19 protein-coding genes and 1 pseudogene are annotated in these 20,285 nt (G+C 60.2%); 12 read left to right on the top strand and 8 right to left on the bottom strand.

Features of this window, described 5'->3' with window-relative positions; translation table 11 throughout:
- Positions 1–248: 248 nt before the first annotated feature.
- The 5 genes from L9B60_RS01485 to L9B60_RS01505 are packed head-to-tail and all read right to left on the bottom strand — an operon-like array spanning position 249 to position 5,683.
- Positions 249–584 (bottom strand): DUF202 domain-containing protein, encoded by a 336-nt coding sequence (locus L9B60_RS01485; RefSeq protein ID WP_249675448.1) that lies wholly within the window; start codon positions 582–584, stop codon positions 249–251.
- Positions 581–940 (bottom strand): YidH family protein, encoded by a 360-nt coding sequence (locus L9B60_RS01490; RefSeq protein ID WP_249675449.1) that lies wholly within the window; start codon positions 938–940, stop codon positions 581–583. Before L9B60_RS01490 ends, L9B60_RS01485 begins: the two co-directional genes overlap by 4 nt.
- A 24-nt stretch (positions 941–964) precedes the next feature.
- Positions 965–2,296, bottom strand: coding sequence for an MFS transporter (locus tag L9B60_RS01495; protein ID WP_249675451.1), 1,332 nt, complete (start codon positions 2,294–2,296; stop codon positions 965–967).
- A 44-nt stretch (positions 2,297–2,340) separates the two neighbouring features.
- Positions 2,341–4,488, bottom strand: a complete 2,148-nt coding sequence (locus L9B60_RS01500; protein WP_249675452.1) for an acetate--CoA ligase family protein — start codon at positions 4,486–4,488, stop codon at positions 2,341–2,343.
- A 40-nt stretch (positions 4,489–4,528) separates the two neighbouring features.
- On the bottom strand, positions 4,529–5,683 hold the full coding sequence (locus tag L9B60_RS01505) for an acyl-CoA dehydrogenase family protein (RefSeq protein ID WP_249675454.1): 1,155 nt from the start codon (positions 5,681–5,683) through the stop codon (positions 4,529–4,531).
- A 153-nt stretch (positions 5,684–5,836) separates the two neighbouring features.
- On the opposite strand from L9B60_RS01505, the gene L9B60_RS01510 reads away from it, so the two are divergent.
- From L9B60_RS01510 to L9B60_RS01520, 3 genes are all read left to right on the top strand, one after another.
- Entirely contained in the window at positions 5,837–6,709 is an 873-nt protein-coding gene (locus L9B60_RS01510) for an IclR family transcriptional regulator (protein WP_249675456.1), read from the top strand.
- 25 nt (positions 6,710–6,734) lie between these two features.
- On the top strand, positions 6,735–6,932 hold the full coding sequence (locus L9B60_RS01515) for a DUF6998 domain-containing protein (protein WP_249675457.1): 198 nt from the start codon (positions 6,735–6,737) through the stop codon (positions 6,930–6,932).
- 294 nt (positions 6,933–7,226) lie between these two features.
- On the top strand, positions 7,227–7,625 hold the full coding sequence (locus L9B60_RS01520; protein ID WP_249675460.1) for a hypothetical protein: 399 nt from the start codon (positions 7,227–7,229) through the stop codon (positions 7,623–7,625).
- 172 nt (positions 7,626–7,797) lie between these two features.
- On the opposite strand, the gene L9B60_RS01525 is transcribed toward L9B60_RS01520, so the two are convergent.
- Positions 7,798–8,271 (bottom strand): hypothetical protein, encoded by a 474-nt coding sequence (locus L9B60_RS01525; RefSeq protein ID WP_249675463.1) that lies wholly within the window; start codon positions 8,269–8,271, stop codon positions 7,798–7,800.
- A 356-nt stretch (positions 8,272–8,627) separates the two neighbouring features.
- Here L9B60_RS01525 and L9B60_RS01530 point away from each other — a divergent pair, with 356 nt between their 5' ends.
- The 4 genes and pseudogenes from L9B60_RS01530 (at position 8,628) to L9B60_RS01540 (ending at position 11,940) form a co-directional block, all read left to right on the top strand.
- Positions 8,628–9,944, top strand: a complete 1,317-nt coding sequence (locus L9B60_RS01530; RefSeq protein WP_249675465.1) for an efflux RND transporter periplasmic adaptor subunit — start codon at positions 8,628–8,630, stop codon at positions 9,942–9,944.
- A 119-nt stretch (positions 9,945–10,063) separates the two neighbouring features.
- The gene (locus tag L9B60_RS01535; RefSeq protein ID WP_249675467.1) at positions 10,064–10,426 is read left to right on the top strand and encodes a Rap1a/Tai family immunity protein; all 363 of its coding nucleotides are present in this window, start codon (positions 10,064–10,066) and stop codon (positions 10,424–10,426) included.
- A pseudogene (locus L9B60_RS30595) lies at positions 10,422–10,588 on the top strand (IS66 family transposase); the annotation flags it as partial. The gene L9B60_RS01535 and the pseudogene L9B60_RS30595, both read left to right, overlap by 5 nt.
- Before the next feature lie 356 nt (positions 10,589–10,944).
- On the top strand, positions 10,945–11,940 hold the full coding sequence (locus L9B60_RS01540) for a LysR substrate-binding domain-containing protein (RefSeq protein WP_249675471.1): 996 nt from the start codon (positions 10,945–10,947) through the stop codon (positions 11,938–11,940).
- A gap of 98 nt (positions 11,941–12,038) precedes the next feature.
- Here the strand turns inward: L9B60_RS01540 and L9B60_RS01545 are convergent, their stop codons facing one another.
- Together L9B60_RS01545 and L9B60_RS01550 are read right to left on the bottom strand one after the other, a co-directional pair.
- Positions 12,039–13,565, bottom strand: a complete 1,527-nt coding sequence (locus L9B60_RS01545) for an aldehyde dehydrogenase (NADP(+)) (RefSeq protein ID WP_249675474.1) — start codon at positions 13,563–13,565, stop codon at positions 12,039–12,041.
- 198 nt (positions 13,566–13,763) lie between these two features.
- Entirely contained in the window at positions 13,764–14,720 is a 957-nt protein-coding gene (locus tag L9B60_RS01550; RefSeq protein ID WP_249675475.1) for a LysR substrate-binding domain-containing protein, read from the bottom strand.
- 246 nt (positions 14,721–14,966) lie between these two features.
- Between L9B60_RS01550 and L9B60_RS01555 the strand changes: the two genes are divergently transcribed.
- Genes L9B60_RS01555 through L9B60_RS01575 form a run of 5 tightly spaced genes read left to right on the top strand, consistent with a single transcriptional unit; the run spans position 14,967 to position 20,271 of the window.
- Positions 14,967–15,926: an ABC transporter substrate-binding protein gene (locus L9B60_RS01555; protein ID WP_249675478.1), complete on the top strand. Its 960-nt coding sequence runs from the start codon at positions 14,967–14,969 to the stop codon at positions 15,924–15,926.
- Between the two features lie 17 nt (positions 15,927–15,943).
- On the top strand, positions 15,944–16,969 hold the full coding sequence (locus L9B60_RS01560) for an amidohydrolase family protein (RefSeq protein ID WP_249675480.1): 1,026 nt from the start codon (positions 15,944–15,946) through the stop codon (positions 16,967–16,969).
- A gap of 14 nt (positions 16,970–16,983) precedes the next feature.
- On the top strand, positions 16,984–17,829 hold the full coding sequence (locus L9B60_RS01565) for an amidohydrolase family protein (protein ID WP_249675483.1): 846 nt from the start codon (positions 16,984–16,986) through the stop codon (positions 17,827–17,829).
- A gap of 29 nt (positions 17,830–17,858) precedes the next feature.
- A complete protein-coding gene (locus tag L9B60_RS01570; protein WP_249675485.1) occupies positions 17,859–18,716 on the top strand; it encodes an HpcH/HpaI aldolase family protein in 858 nt (285 codons plus the stop codon).
- A 4-nt stretch (positions 18,717–18,720) separates the two neighbouring features.
- Positions 18,721–20,271, top strand: coding sequence for an acetolactate synthase large subunit (locus tag L9B60_RS01575; protein WP_249675487.1), 1,551 nt, complete (start codon positions 18,721–18,723; stop codon positions 20,269–20,271).
- The last annotated feature ends 14 nt before the right edge of the window (positions 20,272–20,285 follow it).

Consider the following 20,285-nt stretch of genomic DNA (forward strand, 5'->3'; position numbering starts at 1 on the left):
GGCCGATATCCCTAATGTGAACGCTTTTTAGTTGTTAAGGGGCGGCCGGGCTTTACGGGAGACAAGTATTGAGACTGGCCGTCTAAAAAGATGTAGGGCGTTTCCGTACATGGCGTCAGCTCCCCGCCAAAGTCACGTCAGGTTTGCGCGATTGGGGCAACATCCCACCCATCCCATGTTGGCCGACCGACCAAGGCTGGCAACTTCAGGGCGCCCATAGGCTTAAAAGGGCCACCCACGCCTGCGTCTTACCTCAGCACAATAGAAGCCACGCCGATGACGCAGGTAGTGAGTGCGACCACGGTCGCCGTTGCAATGGCCATTGCAGGTGGCGCACTCGCCCCCTGGCCACCCAGCAATTGCCGCCGACGCCACGCGCCATAGAGAAAGGCAGCTGCCGACGCCACCAGTAACGCGAACGCCAACAGGGTAATCGGGACTTCCTTGTTCACCCAGCCCGAGCGCAGCGCCAACAGGGCATTGGCGAACACCGCCAAGCCGGTCCGGTTCCACGACAATGCCGTACGTTCGGCCTGCAACCCAGGGTCGCGAGGCCGCTGCGTTTCAACGTCATGAAAGATCACGCGGCCTTCACCAGCACCAGCACCACAATCGCCACCGCGATTGCCATCGTGGTGGTCGCGATCAGCGGGATCGCCACCGTGGCGGGTAACCTGCGGGCGTGGCGCATGGCGATCTCGTTGGCACGCCAGCGCCGATGGGCCAGTGTGCACAGCACTGCTGCCAGTACCCCAAAGGCGACGGCAAGGCCCATCACCACGCTGTGCGGGCCCAGTTTCGTGGAAAACTGGTCGAGCACCACACCGCCGGCCAACAGGCCCAGGGCCGTGCGAATCCAGGCCAGGAAGGTACGTTCATTGGCCAGCGAGAACCGGTAATCCGGCTCCTCGCCTTCTTGACGCCACAAGGGCTCACGCATCATTTGCTCCCCATTCAATAAGGCTCACGCCCCAGCCGGTACCTTGCGTGCCGGAATCGCAATCAACATGACGATGGCGCCCACCAAGGTCAGGGCCCCCAAAATCGCCAAGCCTGCATAAATGCTGCCGGTACTGGACTTCATCCAGCCCACCAGCGTCGGACTCACGAAGGCCCCGATGCCGCCAAGGCTGGTGATCAAGGCGATCCCGCTGGCTTTGGTGGTCACGGTCAAAAACGTCGGCGGTATCGTCCAGAACACCACGAAACCGCCGTAGGAGGCCGCCGCCGCAATCGATAGCAGCAGGATGGCGAACACGATGCTGTGGGCGATCAGTGGCAACAGGGCAAAACACAGCGCGACCACTGCGCCGCACGCGACCAGGTGCCAGCGCCGCTCCATCTTCAGGTCAGAGCTGTAGCCCACGAGATAGGTACCGGCGGCCCCGGCCAGAAACACCAGGCTGGACAGCAAACCGACCTCCACCAGGTCCGTCACGCCGACTTCCCTGATGATGGTCGGCGCCCAAAACCCGATGGCGTTGAACGACACCAGCACGCAGAAGTAACCGACCATCCCGACGTAGAGCTTGGGGTTGCGCAGGGCTTCGCGCAGGCCGTGGCCTTTGCCCCTGGGCTCGCCCTTTTCCTCGGCCGCCAGGTCACCCAGCACGATCGCCTTTTCGCGGTCGCTTAGCCAGGTTGCATCGGCGGGTTGGTCGCACAGGTAAAAGTACGCCGCCACACCCAACACCACCGCTGGCAGGCCTTCGAGCAAAAACAGCCATTGCCAACCGTGCAAGCCGTGCAGGCCGGCCAGGTGCACCATGATCCAGGTCGACACCGGGCCGCCGATGATGCCGGCGGTGGCGGCGCCCATCATGAAGAAGCCGGTCACGCGGCCCCGGCGCGCGGCCGGGAACCAATAGGTCAGATACAAGATGACCCCTGGAAAAAAACCCGCCTCAGCGGCCCCCAGGAAAAACCGCATCACATAGAACTGCACGGGCGAGTTCACGAACATCATGGCGCTGGAGATCAAGCCCCACAGGATCATGATGCGCAACAAGGTGCGGCGCGCGCCGATACGTTGCATCCACAGGTTGCTCGGCACCTCGAACAGCACGTAACCGATGAAGAACAGCCCCGCACCCAAGCCATAGGCGGCCTCGGAAAAACCCAGGTCGTTCATGAACTGCAGCTTGGCGAAACTGATATTGGCACGGTCAAGATAGGAAACGATGTAGCAGAGGATAAGAAACGGCATGAGCCGTAACGCCAGCTTGCGGTACGTACGCTCTACCTCGTCGGTGGAATACTGGTCTACAAAAGCGCGATGCTGTTGAGTCATGTTCATGAGAGCCTCGTTGGCTGCAAGTGTCAGGGGCTGCAAAGGCGCGGTCAAAGCAATTGACCGTTGCTGTTCAAGGCCGGGGCAAACGGCTTCGCGAGCGCATCCCCTGCCCTCACCCCCTCTCCGGCCTGCAACACGAACAACGGGTTGATATCGAATTCCTGCACCCCCTCGCGCAGGTCGATCGCCATGGCCGACGCGCGCATCAGGGCATCGATCACGGCGTTCACATCGGCCTTGGGCCGCCCGCGAGCGCCGTCCAGTATCGGAAACAAACGCAACCCCCGCACCATCGATTCTGCTTCGCAACGGGTGATCGGTGCCAGGGCGAAACTGACGTCCTTGATCACCTCGGCGAAAATGCCGCCAAAACCCACCATCACGCTCGGGCCGAACAACGGATCATTGTTGATGCCCAGGATCAATTCGGTTGCGCCGCTGATCATCTCCTGCACCAGTACGCCGTCAAGCACCGCATCCGGGGCATAGGCCCGGGCGTTGCGGATAATGTCATCGAACGCGGCCTGCACGGCCGCAATGCCGTGCACGCCGACGCGAACGCCGCCGGCCTCGGTTTTATGCGCAATGCCTGCCGATTGGATTTTCATGACCACCGGCATCTGCATGGCCGAGGCGATGCGCGTGGCCGCCTGGACGTCGGTCGCCAATGCCTCTTGGGTCACGCCAATACCGTAGGCCTGCAAGAGCTTCTTGGCCTCGAACTCGGTCAGGTCGGTGCTGCGGCCGTGCATCATCCGACGCATGTCAGGACGCGCCAGCACCAGCGGCTGCTCGCTCAACACCTGCGCCACCCGGCTGCGCGCTTCGGCAAAAGCCCACAGGGCGCTGGCGCCACGGGCACAACGCACCGGGGACTGATAGCGCGGGATGCCTGCGGCATCGAGAATGTCGTACGCCGCCTGCACCGAGGCCGGGTCGGCGTTCCAGGCGACCAGCACGGGGATGCCGCGCGTCTCGCAAATACGCACGATTTCAGTGGCAAGCTCAGTGGCCAACGTACCGCTGGCCGCCGCCAAGGCGAGCCCGATCATGTCGACGTTCGGATCATCGGCCAGGTTTTCCAGGGTGACCCGAAGCAGGCTCGCATCGGTAAGCAGGCTCGCCGTCACGTCCAGCGGGTTGGCGACGGCCGCGAACGAAGGCAGTACCTGCTTGAGCGCGTGCACCGTACTGGCGGCCAGTTCAGGCAGCGCCAGGCCACCGGCTGCGGCGCCATCGGCCATGGCAATACCGGCACCGCCCGAGATCGTGACGACGGCCAGCCGGTTACCCTTGGGCAAACGCCCGGGCAGCAGCGCCTTGGCGCAGTCGGCCAGGTCGCCCACATCATGCACTTCGATAATCCCGCTTTGCCGGAACGCGGCGCGGTACAGCGCCATGGCCCCACCCAGGTTGGCGGTGTGCGACGCGGCAGCCTTGGCGCCCGCTTCCGAGGTGCCGACCTTCCAGATCAGCATCGGCTTGCCGGCACCCAGCGCCCGTCGGCCAATCGACAGCAAGCGGTGCGCGTCCTGGAAGCCTTCTACGTAACCTGCGATCACCCGGGTTTCGGGGTCGTCGATCATGGCGTCCATGAAGTCCAGCGAGGTGGTCACCGACTCGTTGCCAGTGGAAACGTAGTGGCGAAAGCCGATGCCTTCCTGGCTTGCCAGCATCACAATCGAGTTGCCGAACGCACCGCTTTGCGAGGTCAGGCTCAAATGCCCCTTGGGGTAAGCCAGGCCATACGGCGCGCCGAAACCAACATGGATACCCTCACTGATGTTCATGTAACCCTGGCAGTTCGGACCGATCACCTGCATGCCAAATGAACGGGCGATGGCGGTGATTTGACGTTGCGCCTCGGCGCCCTCCTCCCCCGCCTCGGCAAAGCCTGAAGACAGGATGACGGCGAATCGGCAGCCTTTCTTGCCCAACTCGGTGAGCGCCGCCGGCACGCGCTTGGCACCGACCGCAATCACCGCCACGTCGGGGGCCATCGGCAGCGATGCCACGTCGGGGTAGCAGGTGTGCCCGGCCACCTCGTCGTAGCGCGGGTTGACCGGCAGAATGTGACCGCCGAACGCCTTGGCCTTGAGGTGGGCGATGGGTTGCCCGCTGATGGACGCCAGATCCTGCGAGGCGCCGATCACGGCAATGGAACGCGGCTTGAAGAACAAATCGAACGTGGACATGACGACTTCCTGCAACAGAGGAGATGAGCCGGCGCTCGCCTTAGCGATGGGCGGCGAGGACCTGCTTGGCAATGTTCAGCTGATGGATCTGGCTGGTGCCCTCGTAAAGGCGAAACAGCCGGACATCGCGGTACCAGCGCTCGATGGCCGCATAGTCGGCCACGTACCCCGCCCCGCCGAACATCTGCACGCAGCGGTCGGCCACGCGCCCACACATCTCGGTGGCGAAGTACTTGCACATCGACGCCTCGAGCACCACGTCCTCGCCACGGTCACGCTTGCGGGCGGTTTCGAGCACCATGGAGCGGGCAGCGAATATCTCGGTCTCGCAATCGGCGATCATGGCCTGCACCAACTGGAAGTTCGCCACCGGCTGGCCGAACTGCACACGTTGGGTGGTGTGCTCGATGGCCATCTCCAACATACGCATGGCTGGCCCGGTGGACAGGGCCGCCAGGTGGATACGCTGTTTGTTCAGGGTTTTCATCACGGTCTTGAAGCCGTTGCCTTCGACACCGCCGATCAGGTTGGCCGCCGGCACCCGGCAGCCCTTGAAGTAAACCTCGCCCACGGGTGAACCGGCCTGGCCCATCTTGCGGTAAGGCTCGCCCGTGGACAGCCCCGGCATGCCGCGCTCGACGATAAACGCCGACACGCCCTTGGCGCCCTGGCTGCCCGGTGCGGTGCGGGCGGTGACGGTGAACACATCGGCAATCGGGCCATTGGTGATGTAGCACTTCACACCATCGAGGACGTAGGTATCACCTTCGCGCCTGGCGGTGGTTTGCACATGGGTGGCTTCGGAGCCGGCCTCAGGCTCAGTGACCGCCAGGCACGCGGTCCATTCGCCACTGGCCATGCGTGGCAGGTAACGCTGCTTTTGCGCCTCGGTCCCGTCCACCACGATGCCTTCGGAGCCGATGCCGGTATTGGTGCCAACGCGGGCCCGCACCGCCACCGAACATTGCGACAGCTCGAAAGCCGCCAGCACCAGCTCTTCGGTGGTAAGCCCGGCGCCGCCGTAAGCGGGGGGGATGCTCCAGCCGAAGTAACCTTTCTCACGCAGGGCCTGCACCAGATCGGCGGGCACCTCGTCGGACCGTTCGATCTGTGCCTCTCTGGGCATCGCCTGCTCGCGAACGAACTGGCGAACCTCACGCAAAAACACCTCGAACGACTGCTGATCGCGAACCATTTTGCCTCCTACCGCTTTTTTATAGTTGTTGCTCAACAGTTGGCGCCGGATACATCGGCCACTCAAGTATCGTTCGGCTCTGCGGAACACAGTTTGAATAGTCGGAACACTGGTGGGACTATCTTTATAGATTGTCGAATCGTCGAGGCGAGCATGGATAACGATAAAAAGCACGAACGCGGGGCGCCAGGGGCGTCCTGGCAGGGGGCTGCGCCCGCGGATTGGCACTCACCCACCAAGCATTACCTGTCGGATGAATTCGCCGATGACCGGCAATTTGCCGCGACCCTGGCCCGCGGCCTGGAAATCCTGCACTGCTTTACCGCACGCACCACCCAACTGGGCAACGCCGAGCTTGTGGCCCGCACCGGCATGCCCAAGGCCACGATTTCCCGTTTCACCTACACCCTGGTGCGCCTGGGCTACCTGCGCATCAACCGGCTCAACAACAAATACCAGTTGGGCTCGGCCGTGCTCTCGCTGGGCTACCCGCTGCTCGCCAGCCTCAACATCCGGCAAATCGCCCGACCGTTCATGAAGGAGTTGGCCGACCACATCCGCGGCTCCGTATCCATCGGCATGCGCGACCGCCTGAGCGTGGTGTACCTGGAAAGCAGCCGCAGCGCCGCCCCCATGAGCCATCCGCCAGACGTGGGCCTGAGCTACCCCATCGTGAGGACGGCCATGGGGCGCGCACTGATTGCCGCGTCTTCACGCGAAGACCGCACGGCGCTGCTTAACGAAATCAAAGTGCGGACGCCTGAGGACTGGAACACTTTCCAGGGTCGCATCGAGGAGAGCATCCAGGAGTTTCAGGAGCGCGGGTTTTGTGTGTCTTATGGCGATTTAAGGCGTGAGATTCATGCGGTGGCGGTGCCGATGCGGGCCATGGCCGATGGTGAGATTTTGGTGTTTAACTGCGGGGTGCCGGCGTTTATGTTGAGCGAGGGGCAGTTGATGAATGATATTGGGCCGCGGTTGGTTTCGATGGTGCGAAGTATTGAGGGGGCCATGGGGATTTATTAGTTTTCGCGGCTGCCGGGGGCGGGTGATGAGAGAGGATATTCAGGGTCAGATCAATCGGGCGTTGGAGCAGCTGTTTGAAGCCGTTTCAAAGCTAAAGGCTGCCTATCCCGGCAAGCCTTTCACGCTGGATGGCCGCTTGGTCGGCGATATCGGTGAAGTGGTGGCGAGCCTGGGTTACAAGATCACGCTCAACGAGGTTGCCCGGCTGAGCACGCGGTTGTGAATCGGGATGCTTTCGTTGAGTTCCTCATTCGAAGCATTGGCGCTTTTCAAATAGTCGAGAGCTTGAACAAGCGCATCGCTCATAGGAATGCCTTCGCGCACGCGAAGCATCGCGAGGTTGTGGGAGGTGTAAGCGAAATCGTGGGCATGAGTACTCGGCATGGCAGCTCTGATCCTTGAACAAGCGGCCGTTGCATCGCGCAACGGCCTGAAAACCACAGATTACAAAATGCTAAACCAATGATCAATAGCTTTTGTAATTTACTGTTTGCTAACGCGCAGACACTATCGAACCATGGATATCAAAACCCTTCGAGTAGACGCGCTGCGGCGCGTGATTGGCCCCCTCAGCCAAAAAGAATTCGCCGACCAGCATGATTTGGATGCTTCGTACCTGTCGCAGATTCTCAATGGGCATCGTTCGCTTGGAGAAAAGGCGGCGTTGTCGTTGGAGCAGAAGATTGGGTTGCTGCCGGGGGTGTTGGTGCATCCCTCATCTGTAGGTTCCGAGGCACTTGCGGTTGAGGAGCGGTTGGGGGCGTTGGCACATGAGGCGGTATTGCGGCAGGCTTCGCCTCGGGCGGTGGCGGTAATTGAAAAATTGGCGCGGGCTGCGGCGAGGGGGAAGCTGGATGAGGGGGATTTGGTTTTGCTGGAGGGGATTGCGGGGTTGTTGGAGAAGGCGAAGGGGTAATACGAAATGTCCTATCAGGCGATTGAAAGTCAGCGCCATAAAGTCACGATTAGCGAAAACGTGGCGCGGACGTTTGAGCGTGAATCGCGCAGAGAAATCGCGCGAAATCCAAGCGATTGAGCAACGCAGACGGTCTAAATGACCTCACTGATATTTATCATTTAAGTTACGACTAAACTTTCCTCTCTTTAATATCCAGAAATCTTTGAGTCATTACATACCACAATATCATTCCTATGACACTAAGCAGCAACGACGGAATCCCCAGCCATTTATAAAGGCACAGCAGATAATCAAGCTCTGCAATTGACTCCTTCACAAACTCAACATTTTGCACATTTTGAGCCTGTAGCAGACTCACCTCATCTATTAAAGGTTGACTGTTTTCCCAAGACTTGCGAAGTTCCAGCCAAGCCTCCAATTTTTCTTTATTTTTTTCCGCCTCAGCCATCCGTTCTTTTAGGAGATCCTGCTTACCCTGAATTGCCTCGACTTTGGCAGAGATAATCACAGCTTCCATTTTACGGAGATTAATAGTCTCGATTAGAGCATCATATCGCTTGTGATAATCGAAATAGAAAAACAAAGAACAAACCAGGCCCGCGATAGCCATAAATTTGTAAAGATTGTCAGTTGGAGCCTGCATTCAAGATACCTAAATTATCCGGCCACACGCCAGTTCCCCTTTGATACCCCATCCGCAATCAAATTGCCACCCACCCGCTTGCTCGATGGCGGGGACATTCCGCAGCAGTTGGTATCAACCCCAATTTATACGGGCCGATCTCGAACAGATCGTCGTATTCTCGAAGTAATGCAATACCCTTGTTTGCTAGCATATCCGGACGCGCTGCGAACGAAAATGCATAAAAGCAGGCTATGAGCGCAGCCTTTATTTCACCGGACTTCGCGCGAGATGCAAATTCATCCCCGAGCTCACTGTCACTCATAGAAGAAATGCTGCCATGAGGTAGCATCCGGAAAATTTCGCTAACGACCGCATTGGCCACCTTGGGCTGGGCACTGAGTGAGCCAGGCGCCCTGCGTAACGCCCTACTTTACCTGGCAACGACCAGCTGGGCACTGTCGCTGGCACTCAATGCCAGCCCGTTCATGCGCTTCGATGGCTATTTCATCCTCTCGGACCTGCTGGACTTCCCTAACCTGCTCGAACGTGCTTCAGCCCTGGCCCGCGTGGCCATCCGCCGTTCACTGCTGGGTTTGCGCGAGCCGTGGCCCGAGTCATTCAGCCCTGAGCGGCGGGGCATGCTGATCACGTTCGCCATCATCACTTGGCTGTATCGCCTGGTCTTGTTCCTGGGGATCGCCTACGCGGTTTACCTATTTTTCTTCAAGCTGCTGGGCATCGTGCTCTTTGCCGTGGAGCTATCCTGGTTCATCGCGATGCCGGTGATACGGGAAATCAAGCATTGGTGGAAACATCGCGCCAAGGTACCCAGCCGACGCCGCCTACTGTTGGGCGCCGTGCTGGCAAACGCACTGGTATTGCTGGCCATACCCTGGCACAGCGAAATCGATGCCTACGGCGTCGCCCATGCCGAGCGCCAATTACGCGTATTTGCCCCCGCCCCCGCACGTATGCAATCGATCAAGGCCAAGGGTGCCGTGCGGGCCGGCGACGCCTTGGTCACGCTTGACGACCCCGACATTGCCGCGCGAATCGCCAGCAGCAATGCCAATGCGCGCAGTTACGAAGCGCGACTGTCCGGGTTGATTGCCGACCCCACCGGCTACGCCGAACAGACTGCGACACGCCAGCGCATGATCGTGCAATTTGAGGAAGCGCGCGCAGCGCGTTCCGAAATAACGCGGCTGACCCTACAGGCCCCCTTCGATGGCGTGTGGCTGGATACAAATCCTGACCTTCAACCTGGGCAGTGGGTCAGCACACAAGAATCGTTGGGCGTTCTGATAGATCCGGTGCGGTGGCAGGTGGACGCCTACGTGGCCCAAGATCAGATTCAACGAATCGCAGTGGGTGACTCTGTGCACTTCTATCCAGAGGGCCAACCGACCTTCATCAGCGGCACAGTCTTCTCGATCAGCACCACCCGGGTCAGCCAACTCCCTTACCGTATGCTGGCTTCACGCTTTGGTGGGCCCATTCCGACAACAACATCGGAAAAGAGCCTGATACCCGTTGCGCCGGTATTTCAAGTCGGCATCCGGTTCGACAACGCCGCGAGCCTGCGCCATGAAACCCGCGGCCATGTAAAAATCAGAGGCCAGCAGCGAAGCTACCTTGCTGATGTGGCTATCCATTTGGCTTCGGTGTTCATGCGTGAAAGTGGTTTTTAATGTGCGTGAGGATAAGCAGGTTAGCCCTGCTTAAAACAGCGATCCGTTCAGTTGGCTCTCAAGGATCCTTGAGATTCAAATACAAGCACCCATGGCATGGACCTGCAGGACGCATGAAAATGATCATTACCACCGCCCTGACAATAGCGCTTGCGGCATCACCGGCAGCTGACTCCTTGGCAGGCGATGGGAACGAGCTGCTGTCTGCTTGCAAGCAAGCGATCGCCCCAGTCCAGAATAACAATGAAGTCAGCGCCCAAAGCGGTTATTGCCTAGGCATAGTAAACGGCGTGGGCAGCACGCTGATTCAGCTAAATGATTATCTACCTAAAACCCAGCACACCTGCTTCCCCCGCGGAATCGCAAATGTTCAAAGTGCTCGGATTGTCGTGAACTATCTACAGGAGCATCCCGACTCACGGGGTTACGATGGCGCATCGCTCGCCATGCTTGCCTTGCAAAAAGCGTTTGCCTGCCCTTGATGACGGCGCCGTCCCCATTGACAACAACTAGGCCGAGAACCGGATACGACCGTGAGCTCTTGCGCGCAAGAACTGGCTCTTCGTCGGATCGCTAAGCAGCGGCCGACGCTGCGGGCAAGTGAAATCGAGCAGTTGCTTGCGCATAAGTGGCAGCCGGTTTAATCACATAGGACGTGATGTCCAGACGCATACCCTTAACCATTCCCTCAAACGCATTAACTTTTTTCTCAATGGATACGCCAGCGATACGCGCGCAAAATTCTAGCGCGTCCCCTTTAAGGAAAGCGCCAGGAAAAAGAGCAAGCAGCCCAAGCATCGCCACCAACACCTTCAACCGCTCGGTACTCTTCCAGGCGTAGCCGAAATTCGTCTTTTGGGACACCGTAAAGATTGAGCAGTCCGTTTCCGGCGCTCAACACTTCGCTGGTCATGTCCTCTAGCTGAAAAAAACTGGCGGCCCCTGTCGGACCCATTCATACCCAACTTGAAGAACGCTAAAAACGGCTGAGGCACACAATGTGAAACATCTCGACTGGTATTTGCAGATCAACCTGAAGGCACGGCACTTGCGCCTGCTCGTGGCGATCGACACATACCGCAATCTGACTCAAGTGGCGGAGGTCACTCATGTAACCGTGCCTGCCGTGTCCAAATCACTGGCGGAACTGGAGCGTGGGCTCGGGCTGGTTTTGTTTTCACGCACCACACGGGGCTTGATGCCCACGCCGTATGGCGACTGTCTCATTCGCCATGCGCGAACAATGTTGGGGATCCTGCACCAGGCCCGCGATGAACTGAAGGCCCTGAGCTCGGGAGCCGAAGGCAAGGTGCGCATCGGCATGTTACCTGCTTCCGCTTCGGTGCTGGTGCCGCAGGCGCTGAGTTTCCTCAAGCAGCAATCGCCGGGTACCAATGTGACGGTAATCGAAGGCACCACAGAGTCGCTGCTGCCGGACCTCTGGCAGGGCCGTCTCGATTTGGTAGTAGGTCGTTTGCCGCCCCCGGATACGCTCGGCAGTTTCGAGGAAAAAGAACTGCTCGAAGAGCCGGTAGTGCTAATGACCGGCCGTCACCATCCGCTTGCTCGAAGGGAGACCTTGGAATGGTCGGACGTTTGCGCCTACCCCTGGATATTGCCGCCACCGGGCTCGATTCTGCGCGATCCGCTGGAGCGGGCACTCGAAGCCAATGATGTACCATTGAGCAACAACTATATCGAGACGCTCTCGATTCACGTTGTGCGCGCACATCTTCAAGTATCGGATTTCATCGCGGTCATGGCCGAGTCACTGGCCAATGACCCTGTACAACCTTTCCATAAACTCCCATTAAGCCTCCCCAGGCTACTGCGCCCGACCGGCGTATTGTGGAACCGCAACCGTGGCCTGACACCTAGTGCGCAACTCATGGTTTCGTGCCTACAAGGGGCCGCTGAGCATCTTCTCACGGGCCTCGCCGCTACAGCACCCTCGACCAAAGCCAAGCGCACCCGCCCATCAATGGACGCAGGCTGAGTGATCCTCCACACATCGTTCACTCCAAAGGCCCGCACTCGACATTCCCTGATCATCCAGGGAATGCCAAATGCGGGCATAGGCTTCTTTTGTCGGTGTTACTGCAGATCCTTCGGCAATACGCTTTCAGGGAGGTTCTGGTAACAAACGGGACGCAACCAGCGTCGAATGGAAAGCGTGCCGACCGAGGTGGCGCCAAAGTTCGTGGACGCTGGGTAAGGACCACCATGGACCATTGCATCGCAGACCTCCACGCCAGTGGGGTACCCATTGACTAGTAAACGCCCGGCCTTGCGCTCAAGGATCGGCAGCAAGCCTTTGGCTATCGCGCAATCGGCCTCATCCATGTGAAGAGTGGCGGTCAATTGCCCGGTGAGCGACGTGGCGACTTCACGCATTTCTGCGAGGCTTTGCACTGTAACGATCATGCCCAGCGGACCGAAAACCTCTTCGGCTAGCATGTGATTGCCCAGCCATTCCCGGGCGGTCACGCAGAAGAGGTCAGGCGTGGCGTCACGCAGGTCGCAGGACGAAGTCAGTAGCGACCGCACACTGGCTTGTGCGGCAATGCGGTCGCGTGCGCTGCGGTAGGCCGCCGCAATGCCGGCGGTGAGCATTGGCTGCGACTGGGTTTGGCTCAGGGCAGATTGGGCGGCTTCGGCAAAGTCGACGCCGTCAGCGCCACACATCACCACGGCGATGCCAGGATTGGTGCAGAACTGCCCCGCGCCCATGGTTAGCGAAGCGGCCCAGTGCGCACCGATTTCCTTACTGCGCGCAGCAAGAGCGGCAGGCAGCAAAAACATCGGATTGACCGATCCCAGCTCACCGAAAAACGGGATCGGATCGGGACGCGCCATGCACAGGTCGAACAGCGCACGGCCCCCGCCAAACGAGCCGGTGAACCCCACGGCGCGGATCAATGGGTGCTGGACAAGCGCTTCGCCCACGTCGCGCCGCCCGCCTTGAACCAGCGAGAAGACGCCTGGATGGATACCGCAGCGAGTAATGGCGGCAACTACCGCTTGCGCGACGATTTCGCAAGTGCCGGGATGCGCGGAATGCCCCTTGACCACGACGGGGCACCCTGCGGCCAGGGCCGAAGCGGTATCGCCCCCTGCCACCGAGAACGCCAGCGGGAAGTTCGAGGCACCGAATACCGCGACCGGGCCAATTGGTCGCTGCATCAAGCGCAGCTTGGGACTCGACGCGGATTGAGGGTTAGTCAGGTCGGTATCGTTGCGCCGGTCCAGGTAGTCACCTTGACGGATATGGGCTGCAAACAAACGCAGTTGCATCACTGTTCGTCCGCGCTCGCCAATCAGCCGGGCCACAGGTAAACCGGTTTCCTGGCTTCCGATCTCCGTAATGGCTTCTGCTCGCGCCTCGATTTCATCCGCAATGGCCTCCAAAAAGACCGCGCGGTCCTCACGAGAGCTGTAGCCGAAGGAGCAGAAAGCCTCTTCGGCGGCACGGCAAGCCTGATCTACAAGAGCGGGCGTACCCACCGAGAAGGAGTGCGCGGGGCCGTGGGTCGGGGCAGAACTGAACTGTGCTTGCGTTGCAATCTGCGCACCCGCGATGAAGTGCTGCCCGTGGGGGACGAAAGAAGATACGACGCTCATGGGGCATCCTTTTCAGGTATGTCATTAGGGGGGCTGGTACACGCTGAGAAGGCGTGCCGAGATAGTGTCGGGGCGCCCCCCAAGGGTCCATTGAGAAAAGCCACCCATGGTTTAAGCGAATGGTTAACCCATGGCAGCGGTGGATGCCCACGTTAAAACCTGATTAGGGGGCCGTCGCTCGGATTTGGCACAGCGCGACTACGCGTGTGAAATGCCCCTCAGTCGCGCCGACTGATGCCCGGCAGCCTCTTCCAGGCACAGGACCATCAGTTGAGCACTGGGTGTCAGACCACGGCTGCGATTCCACAGCACGCCAACCGGACGAACCAATCGAGGCAGGCTCAATGGCAACACATGCAGTGGCTGCACGGGATCACTGGCGATCGACACCGCCATTATCGCAATGGAATCAGAGACACGCAGTTGCGCGCGGACGACGTGAATCGAGAGCGTCTCGATGTAGTTGCTGCTCAGCGGTACGTCATTGGCTTCCAGCACCCGCTCCAGCGGATCGCGTAATAGCGAGCCGGGCGGCGGCAATATCCAGGAGTAAGAACTCAGATCCGACCACTCCACTGTTTTCTTGCGAGCCAATGGATGATGCAGGCCTGTCATGAGTACCACCGGTTCCTCGAGCAATTCCTGCTCCTCGAAGCTACCGAGTGTGCCCGGGGGCGGCAAGCGGCCTACCACCAAGTCGAGACGGCCCTGCCAGAGCTCGGGCAGCAGCACCTCAATCGTACCCTCGATGATCGTCACATTGGTGCTGGGCGAGCGTTGCTTGAGCAGGCTCAGCGCTTGGGGCAGCAGCACCGAGGCCGAGGCAGGTAGCATGCCAATGCGGATCTTGCCCTCAGCCCCCGAACTCAAGGCCTTGAGCTGGTCGCGGGCGTCATGCAGGACCGTCAACATAGATCGCGCGTGCCGAATCAGGCAGTCGCCATAGGGGGTGGGCATCAAGCCCTGCGCGGTGCGTGAAAACAAAGCGAGCCCAAGGCCTCGCTCGAGTTCGGTCAACGACTTCGACACGGCAGGCACGGTCACATGAGTGACCTCGGCCACCTGGGTCAAGTTGCGGTACGTGTCGATCGCCACCAGCAGGCGCAGGTGCCGCGCCTTCAGGTTGACCTGCAGGTACCAGTCGAACTCTGCCATGCGGTGCTCCTCAGTAGCTTTACCATTTCGTTAAGCCTAACCCATTTTTACTCAATCGACCGGTGAGCAACTCGCGAGCACCATACGAACGCGCCCACCGGCCAACCAGATAGCGATGAAATAAAACCCGGTGGATGCCCTGTTGCACCTCAAGGCCCGCAGAGACCTTGGCGCTACTCAATGCAGCGGCTCAAGTGCACACCTGCAAGTAGTCGTTTGACAAAAATCACCACTCAGGAAAGATCAATGTCAGTTCATCTCAAGATTGCTATCGCCGACCACCCACACACCGCGGCGATTCGCAGCGGCGCCATCAAGATCGAAGGCGTGGATGCCGAATTCGTCACAGTCAAACCACAAATCGCCGCTTTCCGTCGCATGGTCCGCGATGTCGAATTCGATGTCTGCGAAATTGCCCCGACCACCTACATTATCGCTCGCGCCTACGGTGCTCCCTTCGTAGCCTTGCCGATTTTCGTCGTGCGTCGCTTCCACCATTCAGGGCTGCTGGTCCGTCCGGATGCCGGTATCAAGGCACCGAAGGATCTTGAAGGCAAGAAAGTCGGCGTGCGTGCCTACTCGGTGACTACTGGCGTGTGGACCCGTCAGGTGCTGATGGACGAGTTCGGCCTCGACTCGAGCAAGGTCACCTGGGTCGTCGACGACGAAGAGCATGTGACGCAGCTCAAGCTGCCATCCAACGTTATCCACGCCACTCGCCCACTGGCCGACATGATGGCTGACGGCGAACTGGCTGCAGGGTTTGGCGCCGCCGCCGGTATCGGCCGCACAGGCAACCCTACAGACGGCTGGAAGGAAGTCGAGGCCAACTATCCCGATCTCTTCCCGAATGCCGCAGAGATCGAAGCCGAGTACTACGCCCGTACCGGCGTCTACCCAATGCACGGCACCATCGTCGTCAAAGACTCGATTCTTGCCGAACACCCGTGGGTAGCCAAGTCCATTTATAACGCCTTCGAGAAAGCCAAACAGGACTACCTCGCCCGGCTTGATAGCGGCGATGCCACCAGCGAGACCGATAAAAAGTATCTCGAACTGCGCAAAGTCGTCGGCCACGACCCGCTGCCTTACGGCATCGAAGCCAACCGCAAGACCATCGAGGCGCTGGAATCGACAGCATTCGCGCAGGGCCTGACACCGCGTCGCATGTCCATGGACGAGCTGTTCGTAGATCCCCAAGCCTGAATTTGCCGGAGCAGATTATGATTATTGATTGCCACGGTCATTTCACGACCGTACCCGCTTCGTTCCGTGACTGGCGCGCCAAACAAATCGAGTTCGCCGACGACCCGCTCAACGCCCCGCCACTGTCTGGCGCCCGGGTGACCGACGAGCAGATCCGCGAAGGTGTCGGTAACGGTCAGTTGCGCCTGCAGAAAGAACGCGGCGGCGACCTTACACTGTTCTCGCCGATCGCCGGCTTGATGAGCCACCACCTGGGCAACGAACGCACCAGCCTGGAATGGGCTGAAATCTCCAACGATCTCGTGCGCCGGGTCTGCGACATCTACCCTGACAACTTCGTGCCGGTCTGCCAGCTCCCACAGTCGCCACTGGCGCCGCCGAAGAACTCCATTGCCGAACTGCGTCGCTGTGTCGAGGAGATGGGTTTCGTGGGCTGCAACCTGAACCCTGATCCGAGCGGCGGCTACTGGACCGGCACGCCTATTACCGACCGCGAGTGGTACCCACTTTACGAGGCAATGTGCGACCTGGACGTACCTGCCATGGTCCACGTCGCAGCCTCGTGCAACCCCTGCCACCACGGTACCGGTGCGCATTATCTGAATGCCGACACCTCGGTTTTCATGCAACTGCTGCAAAGTGACCTGTTCAAGGACTTCCCCACCCTGCGCCTGGTCATTCCCCATGGCGGCGGCGCCGTGCCCTACCACTGGGGTCGCTACCGCGGCATGTCGCTGGAGATGGCCAAGCGCCCACTGGAAGGTCTGCTGGACAACGTGTTCTTCGACACCTGCGTCTACCACCACCCAGGCGTCGAGTTGCTGACCAAAGTCGTGCCCACCAGCAACGTCCTGTTCGGCTCGGAAATGGTCGGCGCCGTACGCGGCAGGGACCCGGACACCGATCAGTACTTTGACGATACCAAGCGTTACCTGGATGCCTGTACGGCGCTTTCCGATGCCGACCGTCACGCCATCTTCGAAGGCAACGTAAGGCGCGTCTATCCGCGTCTCGACAAGCATCTGAAGGCCAAAGGCAAATAAGGCAAGGGCAGACCATGAACATCATCGATATCCACCCGCACATCATCTCTGACGACGAGAATCGCTACCCGCCCGCACCGCTGTTCGGCAAGCGTTCGGACTGGTCGCAAGAGCGACCGAGCACCGTCCAAACACTGGTCCAAGCCATGGACGAGGCAGGCGTCGCCAAAGCCGCCGTCGTGCACTCATCGACGACCTACGGGTTCGACAATAGCTACGTTGTCGACGGCTGCAACCAGTACAAGGATCGGCTCGTCGCCGTTGGCTCAGTGGATATGCTGGCCGACGATGTGCCCGCGGTCATCAAAACCTGGGTCAACAAGGGCCTCGCCGGCCTGCGCATCTTCACCGGCGGCTCGACCAAAGACTTTGACCCCAGCGAGCTCGATAACCCCAAGTCTTTCAAGGCCTGGGAAATGCTCGCGCAACTGAACCTGCCGATGTGCATCCAGACTGGCCCGACCGGCTTGCCTTATGTGCGCATGCTGGCCGAGAAATTCCCCGGGGTAAACATCATCCTCGATCACCTCGGCCGCCCGGACGTACTCGACGGCCCACCCTACGCCAACGCCGCCAGCCTGTTCGCGCTCGCCGACCTGCCCAACATCTACTTGAAGCTGACACCGCGCATCTTCGCCGATGTGGAAAAGGACAAGGCCAGCGCCGAGACCTTCTTCCCCCTGGTCGTTGAAGCGTTCGGTGCACAGCACCTGGCCTGGGGCTCCAATTTCCCTACCTCGCCCGGCACCCTCAAGGAAATTCTGGCGATTGCCGAGAAAGGCCTGGCCTGCCTCACCGACGAAGAGCGCACCTGGATCTTCGGCAAGACCGCGCAAACGCTGTACCCGGCCTTGCGCTGAGGCTGACTCCATTTCATGAGGAAGTGAACATGAGCAACACACGTCTCAACAGCATCATCGGCGCCCTCGAGTCAGGCAAGCCAGCCTACATGGCCTTCGCCAAGCTGGACAAACAGACCGCCATAGAGATGAGCGACTCCCCGTACGACGGCATCGTCTACGAGATGGAGCACAACCCGTACGATGTCAGCGCCTTGGGCGACTCATTGCAATACATGCTGAACCGCAAACAGATCGCCGAATCGGGCTCGGTAGCGCCACGGGTGACGCCGATCGCTCGCATCCCGGCCAACGGCATCGAGATGAACCAGACCTTCGCCAAGCAGGTATTGGATCGCGGCTGCTATGGCGTGATCTGGCCGCACGTGGCCACCGTCGAGCAGGCCTACAACGCGGTAGCCTCCTGCCGTTATGCCCGCCCCAAAGGCGCGGCGCTCTACGAGCCCAAGGGCGTGCGCGGCGACGGCCCGGCCAACGCCGCGCGCTATTGGGGCCTGACCATGGGCGAGTACTACGAGAAGGCCGACGTCTGGCCTCTGGCGCCCCAGGGTGAAATCCTGGTGGGCCTGATGTGCGAGAGCACCCAGGCCATCGAGAACCTGGACGATATTCTCGCCAACGTACCGGGCATCGGTTTCATCTTGATCGGCGAAGGCGACCTCAGTCAGGAACTGGGCTTCCCACGCCAGTATGAGCATCCGCAAGTCCAGGACGCGATGCGCCGTATCGTCGAGACCTGCCGCAAGCACGACGTGATCGTCGGCAATCCGCATGTGACCGCTAACAACCATCGTCGCCTGTTAGACGAGGGCTACCGCGTGCTGCTGTCGGCACCAAAACGCTCTTACGGTGTGGTTGGCCAGGCTCGCGAACTGGCGGGGTACTGATGCGATGAACGGCGCAGAAAGTCTCGTCGCGACCCTGATCGATCAGGACGTGGACATTTGCTTTGCCAACCCGGGCACCTCGGAGATGCATTTTCTTGCGGCACTGGGGGGCAACCCGCAAATGCGCAGCGTGCTGTGCCTGTTCGAAGGTGTCGCCACTGGCGCTGCCGACGGCTGGTACCGGATGAAGGACAAGCCAGCCTCGACGCTATTGCATTTGGGGCCTGGCCTGGCGAATGGCCTTGCCAACATCCACAACGCCAAGCGTGCCTCATCGGGCATGGTTAACATCATTGGCGAGCATTCCGCGTCACACCTCAAGTACGACCCGCCGCTGACCTCCGATATCGAAGGCCTGGCGCGCCCGCTGAGTCACTGGGTGCGCCGCGCGGAATCTGCCGACTCCATCGCCTGGGACACCGCCCAGGCGGTGGCCAAGGCCAGTGAGCATCCCGGACAGATCGCCACCTTGATCCTGCCTGGCGACGTGTCGTGGCAGCAGGCCGGCGCAGCCCCCGTGCTACCGCCATCTGCGGCAGCCAGGCGCAAGACACCGAGCGTCGAGCGCGTCGAGCATGTCGCTCGCGTACTGCGCCGCGGTGAGCCAACACTGATCATCCTCGCCAACAAGGCTACACGCGGCGGGGCGCTGGAGAAGGCCGGGCGTGTAGCCGCAGCCACCGGGGCTCAATTGGGCTCGCAGTTCTTCACCGCACGTATCGAGCGAGGCGCAGGTTTCGTACCCATCTCGCGCATTCCTTACGCAGTTCCGCAGGCCATGGCCTACCTCAAGGACTTCAAGCACATCATCACGGTCGAGACCCGGGAGCCGGTGGCATTCTTTGCCTACCCGGACAAGCCGAGCCTACTCAAGGCCGAAGGCACGACGGTGCATGAACTCGTCGAGGCGGACGAGGACAGCGAACTCGCTTTTGACATGTTGCTGCATGCGCTGGGGGCCACCCATGTGTCCGCGATGCTCCAGCCGCGTATCCAGACTGCAGTTCCAACCGGCGCACTCAACCCCACTAGCATTGCCCACGCACTGGCAGCTGCCATGCCCGAGCATTGCATCCTGGTGGACGAGTCGCTGACCACGGGCCGCGAGTCCATCGGGCTGACCATCGGGGCGCAGCCGCACGACCTCATCAATAACATGGGCGGATCCATCGGCTACGCCACGCCTGTGGCTACCGGCGCGGCGCTGGCCTGCCCGGACCGCCGGGTGTTTTGTATGGTCGGTGATGGCAGCGCGATGTACACAATCCAGTCACTGTGGACCCAGGCCCGCGAGAACCTGAACGTCACGACGATCATCTTCGCCAACAACACCTACGCCATTCTCAAGGCCGAGTACGCCAACATGGGTGCCGGAACGCCTGGAGAGCGCGCGCTATCGATGATCGACATCGACCGTCCGAGCATCGATTGGCAAGCCATGGCGAAAAGCATGGGGGTCCCAAGCGTCGCCGTGGATACCGCTGAAGGTTTCTATAGGGCCATGGCCAATTCGACCCGAGAGCCGGGCCCTTGCCTGATCGAAGTCAAACTCTGAACCAGCCCCACATT

Source organism: Pseudomonas abieticivorans, assembly GCF_023509015.1.
GTDB classification, from domain to species: domain Bacteria; phylum Pseudomonadota; class Gammaproteobacteria; order Pseudomonadales; family Pseudomonadaceae; genus Aquipseudomonas; species Aquipseudomonas abieticivorans.

Bases quoted from the DNA above. Each gene is read 5' to 3' on its own strand.
- L9B60_RS01520 (WP_249675460.1), top strand. From the start codon at position 7,227: ATGGATATCAAAACCCTTCGAGTAGACGCGCTGCGGCGCGTGATTGGC.
- L9B60_RS01535 (WP_249675467.1), top strand. From the start codon at position 10,064: ATGATCATTACCACCGCCCTGACAATAGCGCTTGCGGCATCACCGGCA.
- L9B60_RS01560 (WP_249675480.1), top strand. From the start codon at position 15,944: ATGATTATTGATTGCCACGGTCATTTCACGACCGTACCCGCTTCGTTC.
- L9B60_RS01525 (WP_249675463.1), bottom strand. From the start codon at position 8,271: ATGCAGGCTCCAACTGACAATCTTTACAAATTTATGGCTATCGCGGGC.
- L9B60_RS01515 (WP_249675457.1), top strand. From the start codon at position 6,735: ATGAGAGAGGATATTCAGGGTCAGATCAATCGGGCGTTGGAGCAGCTG.
- L9B60_RS01495 (WP_249675451.1), bottom strand. From the start codon at position 2,296: ATGAACATGACTCAACAGCATCGCGCTTTTGTAGACCAGTATTCCACC.
- L9B60_RS01570 (WP_249675485.1), top strand. From the start codon at position 17,859: ATGAGCAACACACGTCTCAACAGCATCATCGGCGCCCTCGAGTCAGGC.
- L9B60_RS01555 (WP_249675478.1), top strand. From the start codon at position 14,967: ATGTCAGTTCATCTCAAGATTGCTATCGCCGACCACCCACACACCGCG.
- L9B60_RS01490 (WP_249675449.1), bottom strand. From the start codon at position 940: ATGCGTGAGCCCTTGTGGCGTCAAGAAGGCGAGGAGCCGGATTACCGG.
- L9B60_RS01505 (WP_249675454.1), bottom strand. From the start codon at position 5,683: ATGGTTCGCGATCAGCAGTCGTTCGAGGTGTTTTTGCGTGAGGTTCGC.
- L9B60_RS01510 (WP_249675456.1), top strand. From the start codon at position 5,837: ATGGATAACGATAAAAAGCACGAACGCGGGGCGCCAGGGGCGTCCTGG.
- L9B60_RS01500 (WP_249675452.1), bottom strand. From the start codon at position 4,488: ATGTCCACGTTCGATTTGTTCTTCAAGCCGCGTTCCATTGCCGTGATC.
- L9B60_RS01565 (WP_249675483.1), top strand. From the start codon at position 16,984: ATGAACATCATCGATATCCACCCGCACATCATCTCTGACGACGAGAAT.
- L9B60_RS01575 (WP_249675487.1), top strand. From the start codon at position 18,721: ATGAACGGCGCAGAAAGTCTCGTCGCGACCCTGATCGATCAGGACGTG.
- L9B60_RS01545 (WP_249675474.1), bottom strand. From the start codon at position 13,565: ATGAGCGTCGTATCTTCTTTCGTCCCCCACGGGCAGCACTTCATCGCG.
- L9B60_RS01550 (WP_249675475.1), bottom strand. From the start codon at position 14,720: ATGGCAGAGTTCGACTGGTACCTGCAGGTCAACCTGAAGGCGCGGCAC.